15 protein-coding genes are annotated in these 16,763 nt (G+C 70.3%); 10 read left to right on the top strand and 5 right to left on the bottom strand.

The features are described from left to right. Positions 1–4: 4 nt before the first annotated feature. Complete coding sequence (gene galU / locus KUM49_RS47785) at positions 5–907, bottom strand: UTP--glucose-1-phosphate uridylyltransferase GalU (protein ID WP_217243274.1); 903 nt, start codon at positions 905–907, stop codon at positions 5–7. Positions 908–1,038: 131 nt separating this feature from the next. On the opposite strand from galU, the gene KUM49_RS47780 reads away from it, so the two are divergent. Beyond that, positions 1,039–1,623: a 5-formyltetrahydrofolate cyclo-ligase gene (locus KUM49_RS47780; RefSeq protein WP_217243273.1), complete on the top strand. Its 585-nt coding sequence runs from the start codon at positions 1,039–1,041 to the stop codon at positions 1,621–1,623. A gap of 61 nt (positions 1,624–1,684) precedes the next feature. On the opposite strand, the gene KUM49_RS47775 is transcribed toward KUM49_RS47780, so the two are convergent. Then, entirely contained in the window at positions 1,685–4,474 is a 2,790-nt protein-coding gene (locus tag KUM49_RS47775; protein ID WP_217243272.1) for a penicillin acylase family protein, read from the bottom strand. A gap of 237 nt (positions 4,475–4,711) precedes the next feature. Between KUM49_RS47775 and KUM49_RS47770 the strand changes: the two genes are divergently transcribed. The 6 genes from KUM49_RS47770 to mscL all read left to right on the top strand — a co-directional run bounded on the left by KUM49_RS47770 (position 4,712) and on the right by mscL (position 10,581). After that, positions 4,712–6,250, top strand: a complete 1,539-nt coding sequence (locus tag KUM49_RS47770; protein ID WP_308407054.1) for a potassium/proton antiporter — start codon at positions 4,712–4,714, stop codon at positions 6,248–6,250. Between the two features lie 275 nt (positions 6,251–6,525). After that, positions 6,526–7,788: an MFS transporter gene (locus tag KUM49_RS47765; protein WP_217243271.1), complete on the top strand. Its 1,263-nt coding sequence runs from the start codon at positions 6,526–6,528 to the stop codon at positions 7,786–7,788. Positions 7,789–7,855: 67 nt separating this feature from the next. Beyond that, positions 7,856–8,191, top strand: coding sequence for an FmdB family zinc ribbon protein (locus KUM49_RS47760; protein ID WP_217243270.1), 336 nt, complete (start codon positions 7,856–7,858; stop codon positions 8,189–8,191). Positions 8,192–8,412: 221 nt separating this feature from the next. Beyond that, positions 8,413–9,246: an S-methyl-5'-thioadenosine phosphorylase gene (locus KUM49_RS47755; protein WP_217243269.1), complete on the top strand. Its 834-nt coding sequence runs from the start codon at positions 8,413–8,415 to the stop codon at positions 9,244–9,246. Positions 9,247–9,411: 165 nt separating this feature from the next. Continuing rightward, on the top strand, positions 9,412–9,978 hold the full coding sequence (locus tag KUM49_RS47750) for a hypothetical protein (RefSeq protein ID WP_217243268.1): 567 nt from the start codon (positions 9,412–9,414) through the stop codon (positions 9,976–9,978). A 138-nt stretch (positions 9,979–10,116) separates the two neighbouring features. Then, on the top strand, positions 10,117–10,581 hold the full coding sequence (gene mscL, locus KUM49_RS47745) for a large conductance mechanosensitive channel protein MscL (RefSeq protein ID WP_217243267.1): 465 nt from the start codon (positions 10,117–10,119) through the stop codon (positions 10,579–10,581). Between the two features lie 26 nt (positions 10,582–10,607). Here the strand turns inward: mscL and KUM49_RS47740 are convergent, their stop codons facing one another. After that, complete coding sequence (locus tag KUM49_RS47740; RefSeq protein ID WP_217243266.1) at positions 10,608–10,784, bottom strand: hypothetical protein; 177 nt, start codon at positions 10,782–10,784, stop codon at positions 10,608–10,610. Positions 10,785–10,950: 166 nt separating this feature from the next. Here KUM49_RS47740 and KUM49_RS47735 point away from each other — a divergent pair, with 166 nt between their 5' ends. The 3 genes from KUM49_RS47735 to KUM49_RS47725 all read left to right on the top strand — a co-directional run bounded on the left by KUM49_RS47735 (position 10,951) and on the right by KUM49_RS47725 (position 14,263). After that, complete coding sequence (locus tag KUM49_RS47735; protein ID WP_217243265.1) at positions 10,951–11,979, top strand: P1 family peptidase; 1,029 nt, start codon at positions 10,951–10,953, stop codon at positions 11,977–11,979. A gap of 130 nt (positions 11,980–12,109) precedes the next feature. Continuing rightward, on the top strand, positions 12,110–13,330 hold the full coding sequence (locus KUM49_RS47730) for an Ig-like domain-containing protein (RefSeq protein ID WP_217243264.1): 1,221 nt from the start codon (positions 12,110–12,112) through the stop codon (positions 13,328–13,330). A gap of 186 nt (positions 13,331–13,516) precedes the next feature. Continuing rightward, positions 13,517–14,263, top strand: coding sequence for a DUF6227 family protein (locus KUM49_RS47725; RefSeq protein WP_217243263.1), 747 nt, complete (start codon positions 13,517–13,519; stop codon positions 14,261–14,263). 28 nt (positions 14,264–14,291) lie between these two features. Here KUM49_RS47725 and KUM49_RS47720 read toward each other — a convergent pair whose 3' ends face one another. Together KUM49_RS47720 and KUM49_RS47715 are read right to left on the bottom strand one after the other, a co-directional pair. After that, entirely contained in the window at positions 14,292–14,543 is a 252-nt protein-coding gene (locus tag KUM49_RS47720; protein WP_217243262.1) for a hypothetical protein, read from the bottom strand. Positions 14,544–14,634: 91 nt separating this feature from the next. Beyond that, positions 14,635–16,701, bottom strand: coding sequence for a fructose-specific PTS transporter subunit EIIC (locus tag KUM49_RS47715; protein ID WP_217243261.1), 2,067 nt, complete (start codon positions 16,699–16,701; stop codon positions 14,635–14,637). Between the last annotated feature and the right edge of the window lie 62 nt (positions 16,702–16,763).

Here is a 16,763-nt window from a genome sequence, read left to right as displayed (position 1 = left end):
GTCGTTACATCTCCTCGGCTACGTAACTGCGAAGCCAGGTCCGGAAGTCCGGGCCCAGGTCTTCACGTTCGCATGCGAGTCTGACAATGGCACGCAGGTAGTCGCCACGGTCGCCGGTGTCATAGCGGCGGCCCTTGAAGACGACGCCGTGCACCGGGCCGCCGACCTTCTCGTCCTCGGCGAGCTGCTGGAGGGCGTCGGTGAGCTGGATCTCGCCGCCGCGGCCGGGCTCGGTCTTGCGGAGTATGTCGAAGATGTGCGGGTCGAGGACGTAACGGCCGATGACCGCGTAGTTGGACGGGGCGTCGGCCGGGTCGGGCTTCTCGACCAGGCCGGTCACCTGGACGACGTCGCTGTCCTCGGTGACCTCGACGGCCGCACAGCCGTAGAGGTGAATCTGCTCGGGGGCGACCTCCATGAGCGCGATGACGCTGCCGCCGCGCTGCTCCTGGACCTCGACCATCCGCTTGAGCAGCGGGTCGCGCGGGTCGATCAGGTCGTCGCCGAGCAGGACGGCGAAGGGCTCGTGGCCGACGTGCGGGGCGGCGCACAGCACGGCGTGCCCGAGGCCCTTGGGGTCGCCCTGACGGACGTAGTGCATGGTGGCGAGGTCGCTGGACTCCTGCACCTTCGCGAGCCGGTCCGCGTCACCCTTCTTCTGAAGGGCCGATTCCAGCTCGTAGTTGCGGTCGAAGTGGTCCTCGAGGGGACGCTTGTTGCGTCCCGTGATCATGAGGACGTCGTCGAGGCCCGCGGAGGCGGCCTCCTCGACCACGTACTGGATCGCGGGCTTGTCGACGACCGGCAGCATCTCTTTGGGGGTGGCCTTGGTGGCCGGCAGGAAGCGGGTGCCGAGGCCTGCTGCGGGGATGACAGCCTTGCTGATCCGAGGGTGCGACTGAGTCATGCCCGCAACCTTATCCGGTGTCTTTGCAGGGAATCTGAGGCTCCGGTTAATTGGCTCTCATATGAGCGGATTGAAAGGATACAGAGCAACCTGTGAGTCACTTCGGACGTCCGGGCGAGCCTGACAAGCGCATGTTGCGGCGAGAAATCCTCGCGGTGAGGAACACGTTGACGGCCGATGACGTGCGGGAAGCCGCCGTCGCGCTGGCCGGGAGGGCGTTGGAGCTGCCCGAGCTGGCGCGGGCGCGCACAGTGGCGGCGTACGTCTCGGTGGGGAGTGAACCCGGGACGCTCACGCTCCTGGACGCGCTGCGCGCGCGGGGCGTGCGGGTCCTGCTTCCGGTGCTCCTGCCCGACAACGACCTGGACTGGGGCGCCTACACCGGCGAGGGCGCCCTCGCGCGCGTCCAACACGGCGGAAAGATGGCCCTCTTGGAGCCGGTCGCCGAGCGCCTGGGCGCGGACGCCGTGACCGACGCCGACGCCGTGCTGCTGCCGGGCCTCGCGGTGGACGCGCGCGGTATGCGTCTGGGGCGCGGCGGAGGGTCGTACGACCGGGTACTCGCGCGCCTGGAGCGCACGGGCGCACACCCCGCGCTGGTGGTGCTGCTGTACGACTCGGAGGTCGTGGAGCGCGTGCCTTCACAGGCGCACGACCGGCCGGTGAACGCGGTGGTGACGCCGTCGGGCGTGCGCCGCTTCCGGCGCGGGCGCTGAACGCGAACCGGCCCTCCACGCGCGCGTGGAGGGCCGGTTCGACGGCGTTGCCGTCAGTGGTTCACGGCTTCAGTTCCAGGGTGTCGCTCGTGCTGTCGTCGACCGCCTTGGCCGAGAAGGACCAGTCCAGCAGTTCGCCCTTGACCCACTTGCCCGTCTGGTCGGTGTAGTGGGCGCTGTAGGCGTGCCCGGAGGCACCGGTGAGGTTGATCCACTTCGACTTGTCGAGGTCGCCGAGGTTGACCACCATCCGCATCGACGGCACCCAGACGACGCCGTAGCCGCCGGCCGCGTTCCAGCCGGTCGCGTTGACCGCCGCCTCGCCGCCGCTGAGCTTCCAGGGGCCGCGGTTGAGCATGTACTGCAGGAAGCCGGGGCCTTCGGTGCCGAGCGTCTGGTTCTTCAGGAACAGGCGGTGCAGCCGGCCCCAGCTCCAGGTGTCGATGTCCTTGCCGAGCTTGGCGGTCAGTTCCCAGCGGGCGTCGATCATGGCGCGCTCGAACAGCTTGTCGCGGTTCTTGAGGGCGCCCTCCCGGTTGCCCGAACCGGGCGTCGTCCACCAGTCGCTCTTCTCGTCGTTCATGAGGTTGCGGACGACCTCGAACCAGCGGTCGCCGCCGTCCGGCTGCGCCTGGTCGGCCTCTCGCTGGCCGCACTCGATCACCTTGCCGGCCTCGTCGGCGGGGCCGGTGGTGCTGATCTGGTCGACCCACAGGCACTGGCCCTTGACCCGCAGCTCCTTGGGCAGCTTGTTGCCGAAGGCGAGCTTGAGGATGTTGCGCCAGACCGAGTTGAAGTAGGCGGCCGCGGCCGAGTCGGCGTCCTGGGTGTAGTCCCAGCCCTCGAGGAGTTCCTGCGCCTCACGGACGTGGGGGTCGTCGAGGTTGATCTTCAACAGCTTGGGCACGAGCAGCTTGGCGATCTCGCTGCTGTTGTCCAGCTGCATCTGGCGCATGTCGTCGGTGGAGATCTTGCCGCCGCCCTTGATCTTCGACTCGATCAGGTCGGTGATGCGCTGGCTGCGGGTGCCGTAGCCCCAGTCCGTGGTGAGCGTGTAGGGGTACTTGTCCTGGTCGATCACGGCCTGGTTGGCGGTGACGATGTAGCCGCGCTCCGGGTTGTACTCGTAGGGCAGCTCGTCCTGCTTGATGTAGCCGGTCCACTTGTACTTCGAGTCCCAGCCCGGCGCCGGGATGGAGCCGTCGTCGCCCTGCGCGCGCGTGGGGATCCTGCCGGGCAGCGTGTAGCCGATGTTGTCATCGGTGTCGGCGTACACGAGGTTCTGGGAGGGCACGTCGAACAGGGCGGCGGCCTTGCGGAAGCCGTTCCAGTCGGTCGCCTTGCCCATCGCGAAGACGGCGTCCATGGAGGTGCCCGGGTCCAGCGCGGTCCAGCGCAGCGCGATGCCGTAGCCGTCGCCGCGGTCGGGTGCGGAGGTGTCGACCGTGGCCTTCTTGCCGACCTTCACGAGCTCGTCGTCACGGTCGGACAGCAGGGGCCCGTTGTTCGTCTCCCGGACGACGATCTTCTTGGCGGCACCGCCGGCGACCTTGATGGTCTCCTCGCGCGTGGTGAAGGGCTTCACCTTGCCGTCGTACAGGTAGCCGTCGCCGGAGAGTTTCTCCAGGTAGAGGTCGGTGACGTCGACGCCGGAGTTGGTCATGCCCCAGGAGATGTCCTGGTTGTGACCGATTATCACGCCGGGCATGCCCGCGAAGGTGTAGCCGCTGACGTCGTACTGGCAGGTGGCGGAGACGGTCCGGCAGTGCAGGCCCATCTGGTACCAGACGGACGGCAGCGAGGCCGACAGGTGCGGGTCGTTGGCCATGAGCGGCTTGCCGGTGATGGTGTACTTCCCGGCCACGACCCAGGAGTTCGAGCCGATGCCGTTGCCGTTCACGCCGACGGCCGTCGGGACGTCGTCCAGGATGTTCTGGAGGCCCGTCAGCTGGCTCTGCAGGGCGGAGCCGGCCGTGGAGGACGAGGTGCCCGTCCCGGTGCCGCTTGTGCCGCTGGTGCCGCTTGTGCCGCTCGTGGACGTTCCGCCGTCCGACGTGTCGCCGGCGCCCTCGAAGGTTCCGGTGAGCTCGTCGTACTGACCCTGCTGGACGATCGTCCGGTTCCGGCTGTACGGGTACTCGGGGTACAGGTCGGCGATCTGCTTCGGGCCGAGGCGGCTGGTCATCAGGGCGCGGTCGATCTCGTCCTGCATGTTGCCGCGCAGGTCCCAGGCCATGGCCTTCAGCCACGCGACCGAGTCGACCGGGGTCCACACACCGGGCTTGTAGTCGTTCTCGAAGCCGAGGGCCGCGTACTCCAGGGAGATGTCCTTGCCGTCCTTGCCCTGGAGGTAGGCGTTGACCCCCTTGGCGTAGGCCTGGAGGTACTTTTTCGTGGAGGCCGACAGTGTGTTGTCGTACTCCTCCTTCGCGACCCGGTCCCAGCCCAGGGTGCGCAGGAACTCGTCGTTCTTGACCTGGCCCTTGCCGAACATCTCCGACAGGCGCCCGGAGGTCATGTGACGGCGTACGTCCATCTCGTAGAAGCGGTCCTGCGCCTGGACGTAGCCCTGCGCCATGAACAGGTCCGCGTCGGAGGAGCCGTACATCTGCGGGATGCCGTAGCCGTCGCGCTTGACCTCGACGGGACCCGACAGGCCCTTGAGTGTGAGGGAACCCTGCGTCTGCGGGAAGGAGGCACGGACGGTGCTGATCGACCAGTACGCCCCGTAGGCGACGCCCCCGATGATGGCCAGCACCAGCACGAGGACGAACAAGCGGGCTTTGCGCCCCTTCTTCCTGCCGGACTTGCCGGGCTGCTGACCCGAAGAGGCGGTGGTGTTGGGGGGCATCGCTGTCCTTGCTGTCCTAACGCGAGCGGCAGGGCGGGCTGTGCTTTTGACTGAGCGCTGGAGCAACCATAGGCGCAGGGCCCAGCGCCCCTTGACGCGGAGTCGGGAACCAGAACGGGCATACGTTCGATCACACCTCGCGGAGAGTCAAGAAATCGTCAAGAGTTAGGTAAGGTAACGAAGTACTTGGGTGCGAAGCGTCACCACTTCGTGTCCTATGTACGTGAGCCCGCGCGCGTGCAGCGTGTGAGCCAGGGAAGGGAACGGCCGCTGACTGTCCACCATCTCAACCAACTCCTGCTCGTCTGCTCGCTCGTCCTGCTCGTCGCCGTGGCAGCAGTCCGGATCTCCTCGCGCAGCGGGCTCCCCAGCCTGCTCGTGTACCTGGGGATCGGCATCGCCATGGGCCAGGACGGCATCGGCGACATCCACTTCGACAACGCCGAACTCACCCAGGTCATCGGATACGCGGCCCTCGTCGTGATCCTGGCCGAAGGTGGCCTCGGCACGAAGTGGAAGGAGATCAAGCCGGCCCTGCCGGCCGCCTCCGCGCTGGCACTGGTGGGAGTCGCGGTGAGTGTGGGGGTCACGGCGACGGCCGCGCACTATCTGATCAACCTGGAGTGGCGCCAGGCGCTCATCATCGGCGCGGTCGTGTCCTCGACGGACGCCGCGGCGGTCTTCTCGGTGCTGCGGAAGATCCCCCTGCCCGCGCGCGTGACGGGCACGCTGGAGGCCGAGTCCGGCTTCAACGACGCTCCCGTCGTGATCCTGGTGGTCTCCTTCTCGACCGCGGGCCCCGTCGAGCACTGGTACGCGCTGATCGGCGAAATAGCCCTTGAACTGGCCATCGGCGCCGCCATCGGCATCGCGGTGGGCTGGCTGGGCTCGTGGGGCCTGCGGCACGTGGCACTGCCCGCCTCCGGCCTGTACCCGATCGCCGTCATGGCCATCGCCGTCACTGCGTACGCGGCGGGCGCGCTGGCGCACGGCAGCGGCTTCCTCGCCGTCTACCTCGCCGCGATGGCGATGGGCAACGCCAAGCTGCCGCACTGGCCCGCCACCCGCGGATTCGCCGACGGACTCGGCTGGCTCGCCCAGATCGGCATGTTCGTCCTGCTCGGGCTGCTGGTCACCCCGCACGAGCTGGGCGACGACATCCTGCCCGCGCTCCTCATCGGGCTCGTCCTGACGATGGTGGCCCGCCCGCTGAGCGTGGTGCTCTGCCTGACGCCGTTCCGGGTGCCGTGGCAGGAGCAGACGCTCATGTCCTGGGCCGGGCTGCGTGGCGCCGTGCCCATCATCCTCGCGACGATCCCCATGGTGGAGGGCGTCGAGGCCAGCCGCCGGATCTTCAACATCGTCTTCGTCCTGGTCGTCGTCTACACCCTCGTCCAGGGGCCGACCCTGCCGTGGCTCGCCCGCAAGCTGAGGCTGGGAGGAGACGCCGAGGCCGCCGACCTCGGGATCGAGTCGGCACCCCTGGAGCGGCTGCGCGGCCACCTGCTGTCGGTCGCGATCCCGGACGGGTCGAGGATGCACGGCGTCGAGGTGGGCGAGCTGCGCCTGCCGGCGGGGGCCGGGGTCACCCTCGTGGTCCGCGAGGGAAAGTCGTTCGTTCCGCTGCCGACGACGGTGCTGCGACGGGGCGACGAGCTCCTCGTGGTCGCCACGGATCCCGTCCGGGACGCGGCCGAGCGGCGGCTGCGCGCGGTGGGACGCGGCGGCAAGCTGGCCGGGTGGCTGGGCACGAACGGCGCCGACACAGGTCATTAAGGGCACGTTTCGTACCCTTCACACCCTTCACCATCGCAGGTGGCCGCGCCCATGGTGCTCGTTTTCACAGGCTCACCGGGCTTTGATCCCTGTACGATGAAGGCGCATTCCGATCGAACCAACTCTGCCTGACGCAGTGCTGGCGCGACCGTATGGCGGCCGGGACGCCCCCTCAGTGGGCGCCGGTATCTACCGCAGTCCGCGCAAGAGGACAGCTCTCGGCGCCGTCGCCCCTGACAGGGGCCGCGCTACCAGGCGGCAGAAAGGCACGGGCCGTGGCATCCACGGTCACCCCCCGTCCCGGCTACGGGCAACTGCTGCGCACGCGCGGCGCCTGGACGTTCCTGCTCCCCGGCTTCGCGGCACGCCAGCCGTTCGGGATGCTCACCGTCTCCATCGTGCTGCTCGTGCAGCACACCACCGGCTCCTACGGCGCGGCCGGCGCCGCCGCGGCCGTCACCGGCGTCTCCATGGCGCTGTTCGCTCCCTACACCGGCCGCCTCGCCGACCGCTACGGGCAGCGCGCCGTACTGATCCCGGGCGTGCTCGTGCACGCACTGTCGGGCCTGGCCCTGACCCTCCTCGCGCTGGCCCACGCTCCCCTGTGGGCGCTGCTCGTCGCCGCCGTGCCCACGGGCGCCTCGCAGCCCCAGATCGGCCCCATGGTGCGCGCCCGCTGGGGCGTGAAGCTCAAGGGTTCGCCCCTGATGTCCACCGCGGCCGCGTTCGAGTCCGTCACCGACGAGTTGACCTTCGTCGTCGGCCCGCTGCTGGCCACCGCCCTGTGCACGGCCGTCGACCCCGCCGCGGGTCTGGTGACGGAGGCGTCACTGACGCTGATCGGCGGCCTGCTGTTCGCCGCGCAGAAGAGCACACAGCCGACGGTCGCCGCCCGCGGACACGCGCGCGTGGAGCACGGTTCCGCCCTTCGCATCCCCGGGGTGCGGGTCCTGATCGTGGCCTTCCTCGGCATCGGTTCCGTCTTCGGCGGTATGCAGGTCTCGCTGGCCGCCTTCTCCGAGTCGATCGGCGAACCGGGCCTCAACGGCGTCCTCTACGGCACCTTCGCAGCGGGCAACATGCTCTCCGGCCTCGTCTGCGGCGCCATCGCGTGGAAGGTCGCCCCGCAGCGGCGCCTGGTCGTCGGATACGTCGCCCTCGCACTGACCGCGTCCGGCCTGTGGGCGGCCCACTCGGTGCTCGTCCTGGCCGGACTCGGCCTGCTCGTCGGGATGTGCATCGCGCCCGCCCTGATCACCGGCTACACCCTGGTCGAGAACCTGGTTCCGGCCGGCGCCCGCACCGAGGCCTTCACCTGGCTGACCGGCGCGGTCGCCCTCGGACAGGCGGCGGCCGTCACGGTCGCCGGGCAACTGGAGGACGGCTTCCGGGAGGGCGCCGGGTTCCTGGTGCCGATGGGCGGCACCCTGCTCGCCCTGACGACCCTGCTGGCGCTGCGCTCACGCCTTTCGGTACGGCCGCACAGCCGCACCGTGGCACGTGGCGTCGGTCACCGAGTGCCGGTGACAGTGGACTGATCCCCGGGAATGCGTCACTATGGACCATCGTTAGCACTCATTGAGTGAGAGTGCCAGGAGGAAGACAGTGCCCACCTATCAGTACCAGTGCACCGAGTGCGGCGAGGGCCTCGAGGCGGTGCAGAAGTTCACCGACGACGCCCTTACCGAGTGCCCCAACTGCAGTGGACGCCTGAAGAAGGTGTTCTCCGCGGTCGGCATTGTCTTCAAGGGCTCCGGCTTCTACCGCAATGACAGCCGCGGCTCCTCGTCGAGCACGTCGCCGGCGTCCGCGAAGTCGTCGACGTCCTCGGACACGAAGTCCGACTCGTCGTCCGCCTCGTCCTCTTCTTCGTCGTCCTCGGACTCGAAGTCGAAGTCGTCGAGCACGGGCACCTCGTCGAGCAGCAGCTCGGCCGCATAAGGCCGCACACGCTCACGGAACCCTGCCGTCGTACGACGGCGGGGTTCTCGCTGTGTCCGTGACCCGACTGCTGGCCGCCGGCTGAGGGACGCCGACTCCGGGGCCGGGCTCCGCGCGCTGCGGCCGGATCTCGGCCCCGGACGCTGTTTCCGGGCCGCGCTCCGGACGCTGTTTCCGGACCCGGGCTCCGGTTTCGGACGGCGCCGGTTACTGTGCTGGTCATGGCGAACGCAGAGATCGGCGTAATCGGGGGCTCCGGCTTCTACTCGTTCCTCGACGACGTGACCGAGATCCAGGTGGACACCCCCTACGGGTCGCCCAGCGACTCCCTCTTCCTCGGCGAGGTCGCCGGCCGGCGGGTCGCGTTCCTGCCCCGGCACGGCCGCGGCCACCATCTGCCGCCGCACCGGATCAACTACCGCGCCAACCTGTGGGCGCTCAGGTCGGTCGGCGTGCGCCAGGTCCTCGGCCCGTGTGCGGTGGGCGGGCTGCGCCCCGAGTACGGGCCGGGCACGCTGCTGGTGCCGGACCAGCTGGTCGACCGTACGAAGTCGCGGGCAGGCACCTACTTCGACGGGCTGCCGCTGCCGGACGGATCGGTGCCGAACGTGGTGCACGTGTCCCTGGCCGACCCCTACTGCCCGGCCGGGCGGACGGCCGCGGCCAAGGCGGCTCGCGGGCAGGGCTGGGAGCCGGTGGACGGCGGCACGCTGGTGGTGATCGAGGGGCCGCGCTTCTCGACCCGTGCCGAATCGTTGTGGCACCAGGCGCAGGGCTGGTCGGTGGTCGGCATGACCGGTCACCCGGAAGCCGCGCTCGCCCGTGAACTCGAGCTCTGCTACACGTCGTTGACCCTGGTCACGGATCTCGACGCCGGCGCCGAGACCGGTGAGGGCGTCTCCCACGACGAGGTGCTGCGGGTGTTCGCGGCGAACGTGGACCGCCTGCGGGGCGTGCTGTTCGACGCGGTGGCCGCGCTGCCCTCGGCCGAGGAGCGGGACTGCCTGTGCACGAACGCGCTGGGCGGGATGGATCCGGGGTTCGCACTGCCGTAGCCGACGGACGGGTGTGGACAGCGAGGGCTCCACGGATGCGGAACTTCCCGTTCGGGTCAGGGAGTTGTCCACAACCCGCCAGTAGCCCACCGGCCTCGGCGGGAATCGGCGCGAAGCCTCATCGTGGCATCGCAGGCCGATTCCTCGTCGCAGGTGGTGGTTCCCATGTCCTTCGCCCCTTCTCCCTCGTCCTCCCCTCATCCCTCTTCCTCCCTTTCTCCCCTCCCTCCGCGCCCGCTCGGCACGGACGCACCTCCCACGTGCGACGTGCCGCACTTCGCCCCGGTGCGGGTGCGCGGCGGGCGGTATCAGGCGCAACGGCTCGTACGGCACCGCAGGCGGGCCGTGGCGGTCGGCCTCGCCGTCACCGCGGCGGCGCTCGTGGCGGCGGGACCGCGCGACACGGAGCGGACCCGCGGGCATTCGGAGACGGATCCCCTACGCGAGCGCCGTGCCGTGCAGACCGTGACGGCGCCGGTGCGGATCGCCGACGGCGCCACGGTCCGGTTGCTGCGGCCCGGCGACCGGGTGGACGTCATCGCCGCCGAGGAGACGGCGACCGGTGGCGACGCGCGTGTGGTCGCCCGCGGGGCGCGGGTCACGAAGGTGCCGCAGCCGCTGGACGGTGCGACCGAGGCCGGGGCGCTGGTGGTCCTCTCGGTGCCGCGCTCCACCGCGGCGAACCTCGCCGGCGCGAGCGCGACGGCCCGGCTCGCGGTGACGCTGTGCTGAGCCGCGCGATTCCCGGACCTCGCACTTTCCCGTCAAGTCCCTCGTTGCAGCCACCCGATTGGACAGGGTCGCCTCGCCCTGCCGTAGGTTGCGGAGCTGTTTGTTCCACACCCTGTGCATGCGAGGAGAGTCCCCTACGTGAGCGAGAAGAAGCCGAGCGTCTGGGAGGGCTTCAAGGCCTTCCTGATGCGCGGGAACGTTGTCGATCTGGCGGTGGCGGTGGTCATCGGTGCCGCCTTCACCAACATCGTCAACTCGGTGGTGAAGGGGCTCATCAACCCGCTGGTCGGAGCGATCGGCACCAAGAACCTCGACAGTTACAGCTCCTGTCTGAGCGACAACTGCACGGGCGACGAGGGGATCCGGCTCCTGTGGGGCTCGGTCCTCGGCGCCACGCTCAGCTTCGTGATCACCGCGGCCGTCGTCTACTTCATGATGGTCCTGCCCATGGCGAAGTACCTCGCCCTGCAGGAGGCCCGCAGGAAGGCGAAGGAGGGCACCCAGGAGGTCATGGAGGTGTCCGAGCTGGAGGTGCTCAAGGAGATCCGCGACGCGCTGGTGGCGCAGCAGCGGCAGCGCGGCTCGGGCCACGACGAGCCGTAGCGACGGCGGGCGGCGGCCCGCCCGGCTCACAGGTGGTGGGGCGGCTTCTCGTCGAGGAAGCGCTTCAGGTCGGCCGCGCTGTCGCCGCCCGGCCGTTCGCCCCACCCGCGGTCCGTGTCGTCCGAGGACTGCTGGTCCAGCGGGTCGTCGAAGATCAGCGCGGGCTTCGGCTCGCGCGGCTCGGGCTCGGGGGCGGTGGTCATGCGTCCAGGGTACGGCCCGGGCTGTCGGGCCCTCTCCGTCTCGCGAACGCGTTCACGAGACGGACGGCGCGCTCCGGCCACCGCGGGGAGAGCAGACCGGCGGCCCCGGCGACCCCGGCCGCCTGACCATGCCGGGCCGGGGCGGCGGCCGGACGAGACTGGCCCCATGACAGTCGACGCTTTGACGGACGTGGCCGGAGTGCGCGTGGGGCATGCCACGCGCACCGGTGACGGTTGGCTCACCGGCACCACGGTCGTGCTCGCCCCGGAGGGCGGCGCCGTGGCCGCCGTGGACGTGCGGGGCGGCGGACCCGGCACCAAGGAGACCGACGCCCTCGACCCGCGCAACGTGGTGCAGAAGGTCGATGCGATCGTGCTGACCGGTGGCAGTGCGTACGGGCTCGACGCGGCGTCCGGGGTGATGGCCTGGCTGGAGGAGCAGGGGCGCGGCGTGCGGGTGGGGGCGGACCCGGCGCATGTCGTGCCGGTGGTGCCCGCAGCCTGCGTCTTCGACCTGGGGCGGGGCGGCGACTTCCGGGCCAGGCCGGACGCGGCCACCGGGCGGGCTGCCGTCGAGGCGGCCGCGGCGAGCGAGCCCGGCGCACGGGTGCGGGAGGGCTGCGTGGGCGCGGGTACGGGCGCCGCGGCCGGGCTGATGAAGGGCGGCGTGGGCACCGCGAGCATCGTCCTCGACTCGGGGATCACGGTGGCCGCGCTGGTCGTGGCGAACGCGGCGGGGTCGGTGGAGGATCCGGAAACGGGGGTGCTGTACGGGGAGTTGTTCCAGGGGCGTGTGGAGTATCCGGACGCGGGCGTTCACGAGGCCGCGCGTCGGCGGCTCGCCGAGATCGCGGCGCAGAGCGCGCCTCCTCCGCTCAACACCACGCTCGCGGTGGTCGCCACCGACGCGGACCTGTCGAAGGCGCAGGCGCAGAAGGTGGCCGGCACGGCCCACGACGGCATCGCGCGGGCGGTACGGCCGGTGCACCTGCTGCACGACGGCGACACGGTGTTCGCGCTGGGGACCGGCGCCCGCCCGCTGGACACCGAGCGGCCGCTGGCGCTGAACGAGATCCTCGCGGCGGGCGCCGATGTCGTGACCCGGGCGATCGTGCGCGCCGTACGCGCCGCCGAGTCGGTGGACGGGCCGGGCGGGGCATGGCCGTCGTACGAGGAGTTGTACGGGGGCCGCTGACGCGAATGTGTCCCGGTTCTGTCACGTGATGGCGTTCACGGCGGTCGTTGGGAACCCGACCGTCGACCGGTCCCCTCTTTCTCCACGCACTGGAGCGGATCGCACACACCACCAGAACCTGGAGCAGCTAGTGACAACGCCGGACAAAGCAGCGCGGCGCGTAGTCGGGGCCTGTGCCGCCCTGATGGTCGGCACCCTCACCCTCACCGCGTGTGGTGCAAGCGCCAATGCCAAGAACGACGACGACAAGAACGGCCAGGGCTCCGCGAAGACGTCGGCGGCGAAGATCGCCATCTCGGCCGAGGACGGCTCGAACGGTGCGTCGATCAACACGACCGGCGTCAAGGTCAGCGACGGGAAGCTGACGGACGTGAAGATGACGGCGGCCGACGCGGGGACGGCCGTACCGGGGGTGATATCCGCCGACGGCGGCAGCTGGAAGCCGAAGGAGCAGCTGGAGCGGGGGACGAAGTACGAGATAACGGCGAGGGCGAAGGACGCGAACGGGCGGGCCACGGCCGCCGACTCGACGTTCACCACCGTCAGTTCGGCGAACAGCTTCATCGGGACGTACACGCCGGACGACGGGACGACGGTGGGCGTCGGGATGCCGGTGTCGTTCAGGTTCGACAAGGCGATCAGCGACAAGAAGGCCGTGCAGTCGCACATCACGGTGTCGTCCAGCAGCGGGCAGAAGGTGGCCGGGCACTGGTTCGGGGCGCAGCGGCTCGACTTCCGGCCCGAGGAGTACTGGAAGGCCGGCTCCAAGGTCACGATGAAGATCGACCTGGACGGGGTCGAGGGCGCGAACGGCGTCCAGGGCGTGCAGAAGAAGACGGTCACCTTCACCGTCGGACGCTCGCAGGTCTCCACGGTCGACGTGAACACCCAGACCATGACGGTCGTGCGGGACGGCAGCACCCTCAAGACGGTGCCGATCTCGGCGGGCAGCGCGGAGTTCACCACGTACAACGGCCAGATGGTGATCTCCGAGAAGTTCACCAAGCTGCGCATGGACAGCAGGACGGTCGACCTCGCCAACGCCTACGACATCCCGGACGTGCCGCACGCGATGCGTCTGACCACCTCGGGGACCTTCCTCCACGGCAACTACTGGTACAACAAGGGCAACCCGCCCTTCGGCCGGGCGGGCACCAGCCACGGCTGCGTCGGGCTCCAGGACGTACGGGGAGCGCAGGGTGACACGCCCGCCAAGTGGTTCTACGACAACTCGATCATCGGGGACGTGGTGGTCGTCAAGAACTCCCCCGACAAGACGGTGACGCCGGACAACGGGCTCAACGGCTGGAACATGCCGTGGAGCGAGTGGATCGCGGGCAGCGCGGCATGATCGCAGCTCCCCCTCCAAGTCGCCTCTGACCGGCGGTCTTTGACGGATCGACGAGCCGCGTGGGAACTTTCCCCGCGGCGCGCCCGTTTTCCGGGCGTACGTTTTCTCGGTTCCCGGACATGATGTCCGACCGAGGGGCTACGGTATGCACCCACAAGGTGACATGCAGCAACGCCGGGAGAAACCTTGAGCGTTCCGTACGAGACGGCAGCGTACGAACCACCCGAGTCGCCCGAGTCTCCGGAGGAGCATCTCGCGCGGCTCCTCGGCCGTTCCCTGAACTCCTTCGAGCTGCCCGACGAGACGATTCGGCGACTGGACTGCGCGCTGGCGCACGACAGTTCGCTGCACTCCGCGCACCACAGCGCGGGGCTGCACCGCGAGACGTACCGGCACACCTGGCTGCTGGTCGACGGCTCGGCCCTCACCCTGTGGGAGCTCGTCCACAACACCGCGCCGGGCAGTGACCCGCAGCACGAGGTGTACGTGGACGAGGAGGAGCTGCGTGCGGCCACCGCGCGGCTGCCGCTGCCCGCGGACGCCCCGGACTTCGAGCTGCCGGTGACGGTTCAGCTGTCGCCGATCCCCACGCCCCGGCACGCGTACGAGCCCGACGACTCGGCGGACCACGCCCGCCGGGTGCTGCGCCGGGCGGAGAACGCGGACCGGCCGGACGCGGAGACGGCCGCGCTGCTGGCCACGGCGTTCGCGCACCAGATCACGCAGGCCTTCGGTCGCCCCGGCCGGGCGGGCCGCGCCGGCTTGTCCTTCTCGCTCTACGAGCACGCGTTCCTGCTGCGTGACGGCGCGGAGGTCTCCCTCTGGGAGGTCGAGCACACGGCGACGCCGGACGGGCGGCACATGTGCGAGGTGTACCTGAGCGAGGACGCGGCCAGGGACGCGATGGAGCGGCGGGCGGCGCGGGTTTCCTGAGCGGGGCGGGCGGCCCGTGCGCAGCGGGTCAGCGGTCGGCGCTGAGGCGTCGTACCAGTCCCGCGAACGCGTCCTCCTCCGCCGGGGTCAGTTCGACGGACTCGCGCTGCGGGCCCACTCGCTGGTGCGGGAGGGCGGGCAGGGGGCGGGCGGAGGGCCACATGACGCCTTCGGCGCGGCCTCGGCGCAGCATGAAGACCAGACCGGCCCCCCAGGCGATGGTCACCAGGACGAGGAAGGTCATACCAAGCAGCTGGTAGATGGAGACGTGCTCAGGCATGCGCCCCAGTAGACACCACGGTCCGGGACTTTGGTCCCGGACCGTGACGTATCTCGCAGGTGCCGTGAACAACTCACGATCGGCCAAAAGGCTATGCCGCGACCGGCTGCTTCCGCTCCGTCGCCGGAGCGGCCGAGCCGGTCTCCGCCGCCTCGGCGGTGACGGCTCCCGGGGCCGGCTTGCGCATGCTCTTCAGTACGACGACCAGCGCCGTGGTGACGCACACGCCCGCCGCGATGGCGATCAGGTAGAGGAAGGCGTGGCCGATCAGAGGGACCACGAAGATGCCGCCGTGCGGGGCGCGGAGCGTGGCGCCGAAGGCCATCGACAGGGCGCCGGTGACCGCGCCGCCCGCCATCGAGGCCGGGATGACCCGGAGCGGGTCGGCCGCGGCGAACGGGATGGCGCCCTCGGAGATGAAGGAGGCGCCCAGGACCCAGGCGGCCTTGCCGTTCTCCCGCTCGGTGGGGGTGAAGAGCTTCTTGCGCAGGGTGGTCGCGAGCGCCATGCCCAGCGGCGGGACCATGCCCGCGGCCATCACGGCGGCCATGATCTTCATCGCGGAGTCGCTGGGAGCCTGGACGGCGATACCGGCCGTGGCGAAGGCGTACGCGACCTTGTTGACCGGGCCGCCGAGGTCGAAGCACATCATCAGGCCGAGCAGCACGCCGAGCAGGATGGCGTTGGAGCCGGAGAGGCCGGAGAGCCAGTCCGTCATGCCCTTCTGGGCCTCGGCGATGGGCTTGCCGACCACGACGAACATCAGGAAGCCGACGATCAGCGAGGAGATCAGCGGGATCACCACCACCGGCATGATGCCGCGCAGCACCGGCGGGATCCTGACCCGCTGGATGGCGAGGACGACACCACCCGCGAGCAGACCGGCGACCAGGCCGCCCAGGAAGCCGGCGGCGATCTGCGAGGAGATCATTCCGCCGACGAAGCCGGGGACGAGACCCGGGCGGTCCGCCATGCCGTACGCGATGTATCCGGCGAGGACCGGGATGAGGAAGCCGAAGGCGACCCCGCCGATCTGGAACATCAGGGCGCCCCAGCTGTCGATCTCGGTCCAGGAGAAGTGCTTCATGACCGAGGGCGCGTCGGCGATCTTCCAGCCGCCGATCGCGAAGCCGAGAGCGATCAGCAGACCGCCCGCGGCGACGAAGGGCACCATGTAGCTGACGCCGGTCATCAGCCACTTGCGGAGCTTGGTGCCGTAGCTGTCGCCGGCCTCGCCGGCCTGCTCGACGGGCGTACCGCCCTTGGCGCCCGCGGTGACCTCGCCGCGCTCGGCCCTGCCGCGCACGTCGGCGATGAGTTCGGCGGGCTTGTTGATGCCGGCCTTCACGCCGACGTCGACGGTCGGCTTGCCGGCGAAGCGGTCGCGGTCGCGTACGGGCACGTCGTGGGCGAAGATCACGCCGTCCGCCGCCGCGATCACCGCCGGGTCGAGCCGGGTGAAGCCGGCCGAGCCCTGGGTCTCGACGACGAGTTCGACGCCCGCCTCGCGGCCGGCCTTCTCCAGGGACTCGGCCGCCATGTAGGTGTGGGCGATGCCGGTGGGGCAGGAGGTGACGGCGACGATGCGGAACGGCCGCCCCTCGGAGCCGGAGCCGCCGTCGGGGTCGTCGTCGGAGTCACTGTCGGGGCCCGTGGCGGCTTCGGCGGAGGCCGCCGCCGAAGCCGCCACGGAGTCTTCGGAGGCACCGGAGGCCTCTTCGTCGCCGCGGATCAGTGCCGCCGCGGCGGCCGCGTCGCCCGCTGTGCGCAGTGCGTCGGTGAACTCGGCGTTCATCAGCTGCCGGGCGAGCGAGGACAGAATCGTCAGGTGGGCGTCGTCGGCGCCCGCGGGGGCGGCGATCAGGAAGATCAGGTCGGCGGGGCCGTCCGGCGCGCCGAAGTCGATGCCGGTGGCGCTGCGCCCGAAGGCGAGCGTCGGCTCGGTGACGTGTCCGCTGCGGCAGTGCGGGATGCCGATGCCGCCGTCGAGGCCGGTCGGCATCTGTGCCTCGCGGGCGGCCACGTCGGCGAGGAAGCCCTCCAGGTCGGTCACCCGGCCCTGGGCGACCATGCGCTCGGCGAGGGCACGCGCCGCCGCTTCCTTGGTATCGGCGGACAGGTCGAGGTCGACCAGGTCCGCGGTGATCATCTCGCTCATCGCGGGCTCCTTCGCACGCGTATCGCCCGGGGGATGTGGTGGGCGGGGGCGGGGACGGGGAC

It is taken from the genome of Streptomyces sp. AC555_RSS877, from assembly GCF_019049245.1.
In the GTDB taxonomy this organism is placed as follows: Bacteria; Actinomycetota; Actinomycetes; order Streptomycetales; family Streptomycetaceae; genus Streptomyces.
Note: the sequence above shows the minus strand (reverse complement) of the source record. Positions and strands in the feature narration are given on the sequence as shown.

What these genes read in the sequence shown, in the direction of transcription:
- KUM49_RS47720 (WP_217243262.1), bottom strand. Translation starts at nt 14,543, where the DNA reads ATGCCTGAGCACGTCTCCATCTACCAGCTGCTTGGTATGACCTTCCTC.
- galU (WP_217243274.1), bottom strand. Translation starts at nt 907, where the DNA reads ATGACTCAGTCGCACCCTCGGATCAGCAAGGCTGTCATCCCCGCAGCA.
- KUM49_RS47750 (WP_217243268.1), top strand. Translation starts at nt 9,412, where the DNA reads ATGTCCTTCGCCCCTTCTCCCTCGTCCTCCCCTCATCCCTCTTCCTCC.
- KUM49_RS47740 (WP_217243266.1), bottom strand. Translation starts at nt 10,784, where the DNA reads ATGACCACCGCCCCCGAGCCCGAGCCGCGCGAGCCGAAGCCCGCGCTG.
- KUM49_RS47735 (WP_217243265.1), top strand. Translation starts at nt 10,951, where the DNA reads ATGACAGTCGACGCTTTGACGGACGTGGCCGGAGTGCGCGTGGGGCAT.
- KUM49_RS47780 (WP_217243273.1), top strand. Translation starts at nt 1,039, where the DNA reads ATGTTGCGGCGAGAAATCCTCGCGGTGAGGAACACGTTGACGGCCGAT.
- KUM49_RS47715 (WP_217243261.1), bottom strand. Translation starts at nt 16,701, where the DNA reads ATGAGCGAGATGATCACCGCGGACCTGGTCGACCTCGACCTGTCCGCC.
- KUM49_RS47755 (WP_217243269.1), top strand. Translation starts at nt 8,413, where the DNA reads ATGGCGAACGCAGAGATCGGCGTAATCGGGGGCTCCGGCTTCTACTCG.
- KUM49_RS47775 (WP_217243272.1), bottom strand. Translation starts at nt 4,474, where the DNA reads ATGCCCCCCAACACCACCGCCTCTTCGGGTCAGCAGCCCGGCAAGTCC.